General features: G+C 73.5%; 10 protein-coding genes. 7 read left to right on the top strand and 3 right to left on the bottom strand.

Translation table 11 applies throughout. From position 1 onward, the window contains the following. Positions 1-23: 23 nt before the first annotated feature. From PKC53_RS09280 to PKC53_RS09270, 3 genes are read left to right on the top strand one after another with little or no spacing between them, the layout of a single operon-like run. The gene (locus PKC53_RS09280) at positions 24-2,069 is read left to right on the top strand and encodes a molybdopterin oxidoreductase family protein (RefSeq protein ID WP_324428192.1); all 2,046 of its coding nucleotides are present in this window, start codon (positions 24-26) and stop codon (positions 2,067-2,069) included. Then, positions 2,069-3,163, top strand: coding sequence for an aminopeptidase (locus tag PKC53_RS09275; RefSeq protein WP_324428191.1), 1,095 nt, complete (start codon positions 2,069-2,071; stop codon positions 3,161-3,163). The genes PKC53_RS09280 and PKC53_RS09275 overlap by 1 nt, the downstream gene beginning before the upstream one ends. 13 nt (positions 3,164-3,176) lie before the next feature. Next, positions 3,177-3,569: a polyhydroxyalkanoic acid system family protein gene (locus PKC53_RS09270; RefSeq protein ID WP_324428190.1), complete on the top strand. Its 393-nt coding sequence runs from the start codon at positions 3,177-3,179 to the stop codon at positions 3,567-3,569. Between the two features lie 26 nt (positions 3,570-3,595). Here PKC53_RS09270 and PKC53_RS09265 read toward each other — a convergent pair whose 3' ends face one another. Together PKC53_RS09265 and PKC53_RS09260 are read right to left on the bottom strand one after the other, a co-directional pair. Further along, positions 3,596-4,642: a GntG family PLP-dependent aldolase gene (locus PKC53_RS09265; protein WP_324428189.1), complete on the bottom strand. Its 1,047-nt coding sequence runs from the start codon at positions 4,640-4,642 to the stop codon at positions 3,596-3,598. Between the two features lie 129 nt (positions 4,643-4,771). Further along, positions 4,772-5,026 (bottom strand): acyl-CoA-binding protein, encoded by a 255-nt coding sequence (locus PKC53_RS09260; protein WP_324428188.1) that lies wholly within the window; start codon positions 5,024-5,026, stop codon positions 4,772-4,774. Between the two features lie 94 nt (positions 5,027-5,120). Here PKC53_RS09260 and PKC53_RS09255 point away from each other — a divergent pair, with 94 nt between their 5' ends. Next, the gene (locus PKC53_RS09255; protein WP_324428187.1) at positions 5,121-6,551 is read left to right on the top strand and encodes a wax ester/triacylglycerol synthase family O-acyltransferase; all 1,431 of its coding nucleotides are present in this window, start codon (positions 5,121-5,123) and stop codon (positions 6,549-6,551) included. Here the strand turns inward: PKC53_RS09255 and PKC53_RS09250 are convergent. Beyond that, the gene (locus tag PKC53_RS09250) at positions 6,514-7,440 is read right to left on the bottom strand and encodes a LysR substrate-binding domain-containing protein (protein ID WP_324428186.1); all 927 of its coding nucleotides are present in this window, start codon (positions 7,438-7,440) and stop codon (positions 6,514-6,516) included. The genes PKC53_RS09255 and PKC53_RS09250 overlap by 38 nt on opposite strands. Positions 7,441-7,535: 95 nt before the next feature. On the opposite strand from PKC53_RS09250, the gene PKC53_RS09245 reads away from it, so the two are divergent. The 3 genes from PKC53_RS09245 (at position 7,536) to PKC53_RS09235 (ending at position 12,445) form a co-directional block, all read left to right on the top strand. Beyond that, a complete protein-coding gene (locus PKC53_RS09245; protein ID WP_324428185.1) occupies positions 7,536-9,686 on the top strand; it encodes an indolepyruvate ferredoxin oxidoreductase subunit alpha in 2,151 nt (716 codons plus the stop codon). Between the two features lie 41 nt (positions 9,687-9,727). Next, entirely contained in the window at positions 9,728-10,717 is a 990-nt protein-coding gene (locus PKC53_RS09240) for a tripartite tricarboxylate transporter substrate binding protein (RefSeq protein WP_324428184.1), read from the top strand. A gap of 138 nt (positions 10,718-10,855) precedes the next feature. After that, on the top strand, positions 10,856-12,445 hold the full coding sequence (locus PKC53_RS09235) for an indolepyruvate oxidoreductase subunit beta family protein (RefSeq protein ID WP_324428183.1): 1,590 nt from the start codon (positions 10,856-10,858) through the stop codon (positions 12,443-12,445). Positions 12,446-12,487: the final 42 nt, after the last annotated feature.

The following is a 12,487-nucleotide window of genomic DNA, read 5'->3' as shown; positions in this document are numbered from 1 at the left end:
GGCCGCGGCGCGACAATCGGGCCATGAACGCCGTCGCCCGCACCGTCCACGCCGCGTGCCCGCACGACTGCCCCGACACCTGCGCGATGCGGGTGACGGTCGAGGGCGGTCGCGTCGTGCGCATCGCCGGCGACCCCGAGCACCCGGGCACCGCCGGCGCGCTGTGCACCAAGGTCAGCCGCTACGCCGAGCGCACCTACCACCCCGAGCGGCTGCTGCACCCGCTGCGTCGCGTCGGTCGCAAGGGCGAAGGTCGCTTCGAGCGCATCTCGTGGGACGAGGCGCTCGACACCGTCGCCGCCCGTCTGATGGCCGTCGCCGCGCGCGACGCGCAGGGCATCGTGCCGTACAGCTACGCCGGCACGATGGGGCTGCTGCAGGGCGAGAGCATGGCCGCACGCTTGTGGCACCGCCTCGGCGCGAGCCGGCTCGAGCGCACGATCTGCTCGTCGGCGGGCGGCGAGGCGCTGGCCGCGACCTACGGCGGCAAGGTCGGCATGCACCTGCGCTTCTTCGCGCGCTCGAAGCTGATCGTCGTCTGGGGCAGCAACAGCGTCGCGTCGAACCTGCACTTCTGGTCGCTGGCGCAGCAAGCCAAGCGCGACGGTGCCCGGCTGTGGTGCATCGACCCGCGCCGCACCGAGACCGCCGACAAGTGCCACCGCCACCTCGCGCTGCGGCCCGGCACCGACGGCGCGCTGGCGCTGGCGCTGATGCACGAGCTGATCGTGCACGGCTGGGTCGACCTCGACTACGTCGCGCGACACGTCGACGGCTACGACGCGCTGCGAGCACGCGCGCTGCAGTGGCCCGCCGAGCGCGCCGCGGCGGTGTGCGGCGTGCCCGCCGACGACATCCGCGAGCTGGCGCGCGACTACGGCACGACCAAGCCGGCGGCGATCCGCCTGAACTACGGCATGCAGCGCGTCGCGGGCGGCGGCAACGCGGTGCGGCTGGTCGCGCTGCTGCCGTGCCTGGTCGGCGCCTGGCGCGATGCGGCCGGCGGGCTGCTGCTGTCGAGCTCGGGGTGGTTCGCGCCCCACCGCGACGACGCGGCGCTGCAGCGCCCCGACCTGCTGGCCGGCAGGCAGCCGCGCGCCGTCAACATGGCGACCATCGGCGACGCGCTGCTGCACCCCGGCGGTGGCGGCTTCGGGCCGCGCATCGAGGCGCTGGTCGTCTACAACAGCAACCCGGTGGCGATCGCACCCGAGTCGCCGAAGGTCGCCGCCGGCTTCGCGCGCGACGACCTGTTCACCGTCGTGGTCGAGCACTTCGCCACCGACACCGTCGACCACGCCGACATCGTGCTGCCGGCCACCACGCAGCTCGAGCACCTCGACGTGCACACCAGCTACGGCCACACCGACGTGCTGATCAACGAGCCGGCGATCGCGCCGCTCGGCGAGGCGAAGCCGAACACGCAGATCTTCCGCGAGCTGGCGGCGCGCATGGGTTTCGACGAACCGTGCTTCGCCGACGACGACGAGGCGCTGCTGCGCCAGGCGCTTCGCGGCGTCGACCTGCGTGAACTGCGCGGCCGCGGCTGGGTCACGCTGCCGCTGCCCGACGCGCCGTTCGCCGACGGCGGCTTCCCGACGCCGTCGGGCCGGGCACGGGCCGACGCGCCCGGGCTGGGCGTGCCCGACTTCGTGCCCAACCACGAGTGCGCCGAGTCGGCGCCCGCGCTCGCGGCGCGCTACCCGCTGGCGATGATCTCGCCGCCGGCGCGCCACTTCCTGAACTCGACCTTCGTCAACGTGCGCAGCCTGCGCTCGGTCGAGGGCGAGCCGCGGCTCGAGATCCACCCCGACGACGCGACGCCGCGCGGCATCGCCGGCGGCATGCGCGTGTGCGTGTTCAACGACCGCGGCCGCTACCGCTGCACCGCCGAGGTCAGCACGCGCGCACGCCCGGGCGTGGTCAACGCGCTGGGCATCTGGTGGCGCAAGTTCGGCGTCGACGGCACCAACGTCAACGAGGTGACGAGCCAGCGGCTGACCGACCTCGGCCGCGCGCCGACCTTCTACGACTGCCTGGTCGAGGTGCAGGCCGAACCCGCGGCCTGATGCGCCGCGCCGCCCGCATCGCCGCGATCTTGGCCGCGTCGTCGCTGCTCATCGGGGCGCTGGCGCTGGGTGCGCTGTGCCTGGGCGCGGGCTGCAGCAGCGTCGGCTACTACGCGCAGTCGGTGCGCGGCCACCTGGACCTGGTGCAGCGCGCGCGCCCGGTGGCCGAACTGGTTGCCGACGAGGCCACGCCGGCGGCGCTGCGCGAGCGGCTCGCGCTGGCGCAGCGGCTGCGCCGCTTCGCGGTCGACGAACTGCAGCTGCCCGACACGCGCAGCTACCGCCGCTACGCCGACCTGCGGCGCCCGGCCGCGGTGTGGAACGTCGTCGCCGCGCCCGAGCTGTCGCTGCAGCTCAAGACCTGGTGCTTCGCGGTAGTCGGCTGCGTCGGCTACCGTGGCTACTACGACCGCGCCGCCGCCGACGCGATGGCGCGGCAGTTGCGCGAGCAGGGCTGGGAGGTGCTGGTCTACCCGGTGCCGGCGTACTCGACGCTGGGCAAGCTCGAGTGGCTCGGCGGCGACCCGCTGCTGTCGACCTTCGTCGGCTGGCCCGAGGGCGAGCTGGCGCGGCTGCTGTTCCACGAACTGGCGCACCACGTCGTCTACGTCGACGACGACACGGCGTTCAACGAGTCGTTCGCCACCGCGGTCGAGCGCATCGGCGGCGCGCGCTGGCTCGAGCGCCACGCCGGCGACGCCGCGCGCGCCGAGTACGCGGCGCTCGACGCGCGACGACGCCAGTTCCGCGCGCTGACGCTGGCGGCGCGCCGCGAGCTCGAGGCGGTGTACGCGAGCGACCGGCCCGACGACGCCAAGCGCGCCGCGAAGGCCGAGCTGTTCGCGCGCCTGCGCGCCGACCACGAACGCCTGAAGCGCGACGCGTGGGGCGGCTTCGCCGGCTACGACGCCTGGTTCGCGCGCGCCAACAACGCGGCGTTGGGCGTGCAGGCGGCGTACACCGAGTTCGCGCCGGCCTTCGAGCGGCTGTTCGAGCGCAGCGGCGGCGACTTCGCCCGCTTCTACGCCGAGGTGCGCCGGCTGGCCGACTTGCCGAAGGCCGAGCGCCACGCGACACTGCGTGCCATTCCCTGATGGAGTCGTCGAAGTGTCCGAGATCCGCATCCACCGCGAGCACGACCTGGGCCTCGAAGGCGCACGCAAGGTGGCGTGGCGCTGGGCCGAGGAGGCCGAGTCCAAGTTCGGCATGGCGTGCACGGTGATCGAGGGCGAGTTCGGCGACACCGTCGAGTTCAACCGCAGCGGCGTGCACGGGCAGCTGATCGTCGCGCCCGACCACTTCGACCTGCAGGCCAAGCTCGGCTTCCTGCTCGGCGCCTTCAGCAAGACGATCGAGACCGAGATCGAGAAGAACCTCGACGCGCTGCTGGCGAAACCGACCAAGGGGGCGAACGCCAAGGTCGCGGCGAAGGCCGCCGGCAAGTCGGCGCCCAAGGCCGCCAACGGCAAGGCGGCCGGCACGAAGCGCAAGGCCGGCTGAGTGCCGGCGCCCGCTCGCGCGGGGGGTCAGCCCGCCGGAGCGAGCAGCCGCAGCAGCGTCGCCGCGGCGCGGTCGACCTGCTCGCGCGTCACGTCCAGGTGCGTCACCGCGCGCACGGTGCGCGCGCCGAACGCGTTGAGCAGCACGCCGGCGTCGCGCGAGCGCGCGACCAGCGTCGCTGCGTCGGGGCCTTCGGGCGCGAGGTGGAACACGACGATGTTCGTCTGCACCGTGGCCAGGTCGAGCCGCACCGCCGGGCAGCCGGCGAGCGCTTCGGCCAGCCGACGCGCGTGGGCGTGGTCCTCGGCCAGCCGCTCGCGGTGGTGCGCGACGCCGTGCAGCGCCGCCGCGGCGTAGTGCCCGGTCTGGCGCATCGCGCCGCCGAAGCGGCGCCGGTGGCGCGTCGCGGCGTCGATCAGCTCGCGCCGTCCGGCCAGCAGCGACCCGCCCGGCGCGCCCAGTCCCTTCGAGAACGCGACGCCGACGAGGTCGAACGGTGCGGCGAGCTCGGCTTCGGGGCGACCGCTGGCCACCGCGGCGTTCCACAGCCGCGCGCCGTCGAGGTAGGTCGCCAGGCCGCGCGCGCGGGCGCGCTCGCACAGGCGCACGACCTCGCGCTGGTCGAACACGACGCCACCGGTGCGGTTGTGCGTGTTCTCGACGGTGACCAGCGTGGTCGGCGCGAACACCGGCAGGCTCGCCGGCTTGATCGCGGCGTCGAGGTCGTCGGCGTCGAACACGCCGCCGCGGCCGACCTCGACCAGCTGCACGCCGGCGTTGGCCGCCGCGCCGCCGGCCTCGTGCCAGCCGACGTGGCTCTCGCGCGCGGCGACCACCTCGTCGCCGGGGCGCGTGAGCGTGCGCAGCGCGACCTGGTTGGCCATCGTGCCCGACGGCAGCCACAGCGCGGCCTCCTTGCCGAGCAGCGCAGCCACCTCGTGCTGCAGCCGCGTGGTCGTCGGGTCCTCGCCGTACTGGTCGTCGCCGACCTCGGCGGCGGCCATCGCGGCGCGCATCGCAGGCGTCGGCCGCGTGACCGTGTCGCTGCGCAGGTCGATCGAGACGGCAGCCACTTCAGCGGCTCCGCCGCGGCGCGCGCCAGCCGCGACCCGCGATCTCTCGGGCGACCGCCGCGGAGCCGGCGTCGCCGGTCCGCCGGCGCTGCCCCGTGGGGAGGAAGGCGTCGAAGGCGCTGCGGGGGGTCACTTCAGCGATTCGATGAGGTCGACGTACTCCTGCATCGCCGTGTTCGCGTCCTTGCCCTTCTGGCCGTCCCAGGCGTCCCACTTGGCGCGCCCGACCATGTCGGTGAAGCCGGGGCGCCTGCCCTGCACGTCGCCTTCGGTGGCCTGCTTGTACAGCGAGTAGATCTGCAGCAGCGTCGCGTTGTCGGGCTTCTCGGGCAGCTGCTTGCTGTCGGCCACGGCCTGTTCGAAGCGGGACTTGAGGTCGGCCATCGCGGGTCTCCGGTGGGTGAAAATGACAGTTGACGCGGTCGATGTTAACCAGCATCGTCGCCGCGCCCCACCACCCGCCGTCGAGGAGATCCCCATGTCCAGCGCCGCCGAGCGCATGTCGCGCGTCGATACCGCGTGGCTGCGCATGGACAGCGACGTCAACCTGATGGTGATCACCGGCATCTGGCTGCTCACGCCGGCGGTCGGCTACGAGGCGCTGTGCGAGCGGCTGCGCCACACGATGCTGCGCTACCCGCGCTTCCGCCAGAAGGTGGTCGAGGACGCGCTGGGCTACCTGTGGGTCGAGGACGAGAACTTCGACGTCGAGCGCCACGTCAGCCGCGAACGGCTCGCGCCGCAGCGCGGGCGCAGCCAGCGCCAGGCGCTGCAGGCGCGCGCCGCCGAGCTGGCGACCACGCCGCTGGATCGCGAGCATCCGCTGTGGCACTGGCACCTGATCGACGACTACGAGGGCGGCAGCGCGGTGATCATCCGCATCCACCACTGCATCGCCGACGGCATCGCGCTGATGTCGGTGCTGCACTCGATCACCGACGGCGGGCACGCGCCGCCGCGGCGCCGCGAGCACCGCGAGCACGGCCACGACGGCGACTGGCTCGCCGACGCGGTGGTGCGCCCGCTGACCGACCTGACGGTCAAGGCGATCGGCATGTACGGCGAGGGCGTGGTCAGGTCGATCGAGATGCTGTCGAACCCGCAGCGCCCGCTGGCCGGCTCGCTCGACATGGCGCGTGCCGGCATGCAGGTGGTCAGCGATGCCGCGGCGCTGGCGCTGATGCCCGACGACTCGAAGACGCGGCTCAAGGGCCGTCCGGTGGGCATCAAGCGCGTCGCGTGGTGCGAGCCGCTGCCGCTGGACGACGTCAAGGCGATCGGCAAGGCGCTGAACTGCTCGGTCAACGACGTGCTGCTGTCGTGCGTGGCCGGCGCGATCGGCGAGTACCTGCGCGAGGTCGGCGACGACCCCGCCGGCAAGGAGATCCGCGCGCTGGTGCCGGTCAACCTGCGTCCGGCCGAACAGGCGCACCAGCTGGGCAACCGCTTCGGGCTGGTGCCGCTGGTGCTGCCGATCGGTATCGCCAACCCGGTCGAGCGCGTCTACGCGGTGCGCGCGCGCATGGCCGAACTGAAGGGCAGCTACCAGCCGCTGCTGGCGTTCGCCATCCTCGCGGCCAGCGGGCTGCTGGTCAAGCCGGCGCAGGACTTCATCACGAACCTGTTCGCGAAGAAGACCACCGCGGTGATGACCAACGTCCCGGGCCCGCGCGAACCGCTGAAGTTCTGCGGCTCGACGCTGCGGCAGAACATGTTCTGGGTGCCGCAGTCGGGGCACATCGGCATGGGCGTGTCGATCCTCAGCTACGCCGGCGGCGTGCAGTTCGGGCTGATCACCGACAAGAAGCTGTGCGCCGAGCCGCAGAGGATCATCGACCGCTTCGGCCCCGAGTTCGAGAAGCTGCTGTGGATCACGCTGCTGCTGCCCTGGGGCGAGCTGGCGGACTGACCACGGGCAGCTGCATCGCCTGCGCGATGCCGCGCAGCCAGCGGTGGGCGCTGTCGTGCTGGAAGCGCCAGTGCCAGTGCATCGACACCGTGAACGGCGGCAGCCCGAGGTCCGGCTCGACGACCTGCAACGGGTGCAGGCGCGCGAAGCGCAGCGCCGGGCGCAGCGGCAGGATCACCGCCAGGTCCGTGGCCGCGAGGATCGTCGGCACGACCATGAAGTGCGGCAGCGCCAGCCGGATGCGCGGCTCGAGACCGAGCATGTGCAGCGCACGTGCCGGCTCGGCGTGGCTCCTGACGACGATGAAGTCCAGCCGCTCGAGCGCGGCGCGGTCGGTGAGCTTGGCCGCCAGCGGGTGGCCGCGGCGCAGCAGCACGACGTAGCGCTCCTCGAGCAGCGGCGCGTGCTCGGTGCCCACCAGCGCCGGCAGGTAGCCGAACGCCAGGTCGAGCCGCCCCTCCTCGAGCGCCGCGCCGATCGTGCCGGGGTCGAGCTGCACCGCCTCGACCTGCACCCCCGGCGCCTGCGCGCCGACCTCGGCCATCAGCAGCGGCAGGAACTCGTCGGCGCCGATGTCGCTCAGGTGCAGCGTGAAGCGGCGGCGCGAGCGCGAAGGGTCGAAGGCGTCGACCTCGTGGACCGCCGCGTCGAGCAGGCGCAGTGCGGCGTCGACCTGGCGCGCGAACTGCTGCGCCCTGGGTGTCGGCGCGACGCCGCCTGCCGCGCGCACGAACAGCGGGTCGCGCAGCGCCAGGCGCAGCCGCGTCAGCGCGTGGCTGGCGGCCGGCTGCGACAACCCGAGCCGCTCGGCGGCGCGGCTGACGTTGCGCGCTTCGTGCACGGCCTGGAACACGTGCAGCAGGTTCAGGTCGAGGTCTCGAATATGCATGCCGTGAATCATAGATAGTGGGTGCATCGCATGGACGCATGACGGTTGGGCGCCTAGAGTCATGCCTTTGACCGTCGTCAAGGGCGTCGCAGCGCGTGGAAGTCCAGTTCACCGAAGAGATCGAGCAGCTGAAGAAGGGCGCCGGCGAGACCTTCCAGGGCGAAGGCATCCTGGCGATCACGAAGGCGCTGCTGCAGTCGGGCGTGGCCTACATCGGCGGCTACCAGGGCGCGCCGGTGTCGCACCTGCTCGACGTGATGGTGCAGGCGCGGCCCTACGTCGACACGCTGGGCGTGCACGTCGAGGCCTGCGCCAACGAGGCGTCGGCCGCGGCGATGCTCGGCGCCAGCCTGCACTACCCGCTGCGCGGCGCGGTGACGTGGAAGTCGATCGTCGGCACCAACGTCGCCGCCGACGCGCTGAGCAACCTGGCGTCGCCCGGCGTGGTCGGCGGCGCGCTGGTCGTCGTCGGCGAGGACTACGGAGAGGGCGCCAGCGTGATCCAGGAGCGCACCCACGCCTACGCGGCGAAGAGCACGATGCTGCTGCTCGACCCGCGCCCCGAGCTGCCGGCGATGGTGAGGATGGTCGAACACGGCTTCGCGCTGTCGGAGGCGTCGAACATGCCGGCGATCCTCGAACTGCGCATCCGTGCCTGCCACGTGCGCGGGCGCTTCGCGTGCAAGGACAACGTCGCGCCGGCGCGCTCGACGCGCCACCTCATCGATGAGCCGGCCGGCTTCGACTACATGCGCCTGGCACACCCGCCGGTGACCTTCCGCCACGAGAAGCTCAAGGTCGAGCAGCGCATCCCGGCGGCGCAGCGTTACATCGCCGAGCACCGCCTCAACGACCGCATCGACGGCGAACTGGCCGACGTCGGGCTGATCGTGCAGGGGGGGCTGTTCAACGCGGCGATCCGCGCGCTGCAGCAACTCGGGCTGGCCGACGCCTTCGGCGCCAGCCGCGTGCCGCTGCTGGTGCTCAACGTGACCTTCCCGCTGGTGCCCGACGAGATCGTCGCGTTCTGCGCCGGCAAGCGCGCGGTCGGCGTTCTCGAGGAGGGCAGCCCCGAGTACATCGAGAAGGACATCCTCGCCGCGCTGCGCCGCGCTGGCGTGCCGACCCCGGTGCACGGCAAGGACCTGTGGCCGGCGGCCGGCGAGTACACCGTCGAGGCCGTCGCGCAGGGGCTGCTGGGCTTCGTCGACGCGCACCTGCCGCAGGTCGACGCGGTGCCCGCGCGCGCCTGGCTCGACGCCAACCGGCGCCGCCGCGACGAGGTGGCGCAGTCTGCCGGCGCGTTGCCGCCGCGCCCGCCGGGGTTCTGCGTCGGCTGCCCCGAGCGGCCGGTGTTCTCGGCGCTCGAGCTCGCGCAGCGCGAGGTCGGCCGCGTGCACGTCGCCGCCGACATCGGCTGCCACGCCTTCGCCACCTTCGAGCCGTTCAGCTCGGGGCACTCGATCCTCGGCTACGGCATGAGCCTGGCCAGCCGCGCCGGCGTCAGCCCGATGATGCAGCGCCGCTCGATCGCGATCATGGGCGACGGCGGGTTCTGGCACAACGGGCTGCTGACCGGCGTGCAGTCGGCGCTGTTCAATGGCGACGACGCGGTGCTGCTGATCATGAAGAACGGCTACACCTCGGCCACCGGCACGCAGGACATCATCTCGACGCCCGACGACGAGGTGAAGGCCGCCGTGGCCGACAAGCACCAGAGCCTGGTGCACAAGAACCAGACCATCGAGAAGACGCTGCAGGGGCTGGGCGTGCAGTGGCTGCGCACCGTGCACAGCTACGAGGTCGACGCGATGCGCCGCACGCTGGCCGAGGCGCTGACCACCGAGTTCGCGGGGCTGAAGGTGATCGTCGCCGACGGCGAGTGCCAGCTCGAGCGCCAGCGCCGCGTCAGGCCGTGGGTCGCCGACCTGCTGCGCCGCGGCGAGCGCGTCGTGCGCGTGAAGTACGGCGTCGACGAGGACGTGTGCACTGGCGACCACGCGTGCATCCGCCTGTCGGGCTGCCCGACGCTGACGCTGAAGGACAACCCCGACACGCTGAAGGTCGACCCGGTGGCCACCGTGGTCGACGGCTGCGTCGGCTGCGGCCTGTGCGGCGCGAACGCGCACGCGGCGACGCTGTGCCCGTCGTTCTACCGAGCCGAGGTCGTGCGCCACCCGAAGTGGTACGAAACGCTGCTGCACCGGCTGCGCGCGCCGTTCGTGCGCGCGCTGCAGACCGCCTGATCCCCTGGGCCCCGACACCCCCGACGAACGAGGAGACGACGATGCACCGAGCCCCGACCCCCACCCGCCGCCACGCGCTGGCGCTCGCCTGCGCGCTGGCCGCGGCCGCGCTGCCGGCCACCGCGGCCGCGCAGACCTTTCCCGACAAGCCGATCAAGCTGGTCGTCAACTTCCCGCCAGGCGGCGCCGCCGACGTGATCGGCCGCGCCGTCGCCGGGGCGATGAGCGAGTCGCTCAGGCAGCAGGTCGTCGTCGAGAACAAGCCCGGCGCCAACGGCAACATCGGCGCCGAGCAGGTCGCCAAGTCGCCGGCCGACGGCTACACGCTGCTGATGAGCAGCGGCGGCGCGATGACGGTCAACCCGTTCATCTACAAGCAGATGCCGTTCGACGCCGAGAAGGACCTCCAGCCGGTCGCGTCGGTGGCGCGCGTGCTGGTGTACCTGACCGTGCACCCGACGCTGCCGGTCAACAGCGTCGCCGAGTTCGTCGCCTACGCGAAGGCGAACCCGGGCAGGCTCAGCTACGGCTCGGCGGGGCAGGGCAGTTCGCCGCACCTGGCCGGCGAGATGTTCGCGCGCCAGGCCGGCTTCCAGGCCACGCACGTGCCGTACCGCGGCGCCGCGCCGGCGCTGACCGACCTGCTCGCCGGGCAGGTGCAGTTCATGTTCGACCCCGGCCCAGGGCTGAGGCACGCCGCCGAGGGCAAGCTCAGGCTGCTCGCGGTCGGCAGCCCGAAGCGCGCGTCGCAACTGCCGAACACCCCGACGCTCGACGAGTCGGGCTATCCGGGCTTCGACGCCGACACCGTCTTCGGCGTCTACGCGCCGGGCGCCACGCCGGCGGCGCTGGTCGCGCGGCTGCACGACGAGGTGAACAAGGCGCTGGCCACGCCGAAGGTGCAGGAGGCGATCCGCACCATCGGCGGCGAGGTGATGGCCGCCAGCCGGCAGGAGTTCATCGACCGCCAGAACGCCGACCGCGCGCGGTTCGGCAAGTTCATCCAGGAAGCCGGGATCAAGGTCGAGTGAACGCCCCCCGCAGCGCCTTCGGCGCCTCCGCGTCGACCGGCGCCGCCGACGGACCGGCGAAGCCGGGCCCGCGGCGGCCGCTTGAACAGTGGCGCGCCCGCTCACCGGGTTGCCGGACCCAAGGCCGGAGTGCCTGCCGTGAATGACACGTCGGCCTCCCGCCCGGTCGCGATCCTCGTGTGCGCGCTCGGCGGCGAGGGCGGTGGCGTGCTGTCGCAGTGGTTGTTCGACACCGCGCTGGCCTGCGGGCACAGCGCGCAGAGCACGTCGATTCCCGGGGTCGCGCAGCGCACCGGCGCCACCACCTACTACGTCGAGGTCTGCCCGCAGCCCGACGTCGCGCTCGGCGGCCGGCGGCCGGTGTTCAGCCTGAGCCCGGTGCCCGGCGCGATCGACCTGCTGCTGTCGTCCGAACTGCTCGAGGCGGCGCGCCAGGTCGGGCAGGGCATGGTCGGTGCCGAGCGCACGATGGTGATCAGCTCGAGCGCGCGCGCGCTGACCGTGGCCGAGAAGATGCAGCCCGGCGACGGCCGCGTCGACGACGTGGCGCTGCTGGGCACGCTGCAGCGCCACGCGCGCGCCGTCGAGGTGTTCGACATGGCGGCGCTGGCGCGCGAGGCCGGCACGGTGATCAGCGCGGTGATGCTCGGCGCGGTGGCCGCGTCCGGGCTGCTGCCGTTCGCGCGCGAGGCCTACGAGTCGACGATCCGCCGCGGCGGCAAGGGCGTCGACGCGAGCCTGCGCGGCTTCGCGCTCGCCTGGGACCGCGTCGCCGCAGGCCGCGCGCAGCGCGAGGCCGCGCATCGCGTGTTGCGCGCGGCGCTGCCCGCGGCGACGCCGGCGCCCGCGCTGCCGCCTTCGGTGCGCGAAGCCTTCCCGGCGCCGGCGCACGAGACGATCGCGCTCGGCCACGCGCGGCTGGTCGACTACCAGGACGCGGCGTACGCCGCGCTGTACCTGCAGCGCCTGCGGCGCGTGCTTGACGCCGAGCGCGCCGCCGACCCCGACGGCACGCTCGGCGCCGCGCTGACACGCGAGACGGCGCGCTGGCTGGCGCTGTGGATGGCGTTCGACGACATCGTGCGGGTTGCGCACCTGAAGCTGCGCGCCGCACGCGCCGCGCGCGTGCGACGCGAGGTGGCCGCGCGCGACGACGAACTCGTCAGGGTGTACGACCACTTCAAGCCCGGTGCCCCCGAACTGGCCGCGCTGCTGCCGCAGCGATGGGCCGAGCGCCTGCTGGCCTGGGACGCGCGTCGCCGCGCCGCCGGCCGCGAGCCCTGGGCGCTGCCGATGAAGGTCGGCACGCACACCGTCGGCGGTGCACTGGCGCTGCGCGTCGTCGCGTCGCTGAAGGGCCGGCGGCGCCGCGGCAGCCGCTTCGCGCTGGAGCAGTCGCTGATCGAGCGCTGGCTGGCCGCGGTCGAGCGCGGTGCGCGCGAGCACTGGGCGCTGGGCGACGAACTGGCGCGGTGCGGGCGGTTGATCAAGGGCTACGGCAGCACCAACGAACGCGGCAAGGAGCGGTTGCTGCACGTGATCGACCACCTCGCGTTCGGCGCGTCGGCGCCGCGCGAGCGCGCCGCCGCGGTGCGCGAGGCGCGCGAGGCGGCGCTGGCCGACGAGGGTGGTGCGGCGTTCGACCGCACGCTGGCCGCGCACGGCGCGCCGCCGCGCGCGGCCAGGCCGCAGCCGGTGCGCTTCCACCGGCGGCGCCCGCAGGGCTGACCGGCGCCCGCGCGGACGGGCGGCACGCGAAGCGCGCCGCGA

This window comes from Azohydromonas sp., from assembly GCF_035325925.1.
Lineage (GTDB): Bacteria > Pseudomonadota > Gammaproteobacteria > Burkholderiales > Burkholderiaceae_C > Calidifontimicrobium.
Note: the sequence above shows the minus strand (reverse complement) of the source record. Positions and strands in the feature narration are given on the sequence as shown.

Coding starts and splice junctions, on each gene's coding strand:
- PKC53_RS09280 (WP_324428192.1), top strand. CDS start 24: ATGAACGCCGTCGCCCGCACCGTCCACGCCGCGTGCCCGCACGACTGC.
- PKC53_RS09275 (WP_324428191.1), top strand. CDS start 2,069: ATGCGCCGCGCCGCCCGCATCGCCGCGATCTTGGCCGCGTCGTCGCTG.
- PKC53_RS09260 (WP_324428188.1), bottom strand. CDS start 5,026: ATGGCCGACCTCAAGTCCCGCTTCGAACAGGCCGTGGCCGACAGCAAG.
- PKC53_RS09255 (WP_324428187.1), top strand. CDS start 5,121: ATGTCCAGCGCCGCCGAGCGCATGTCGCGCGTCGATACCGCGTGGCTG.
- PKC53_RS09250 (WP_324428186.1), bottom strand. CDS start 7,440: ATGCATATTCGAGACCTCGACCTGAACCTGCTGCACGTGTTCCAGGCC.
- PKC53_RS09240 (WP_324428184.1), top strand. CDS start 9,728: ATGCACCGAGCCCCGACCCCCACCCGCCGCCACGCGCTGGCGCTCGCC.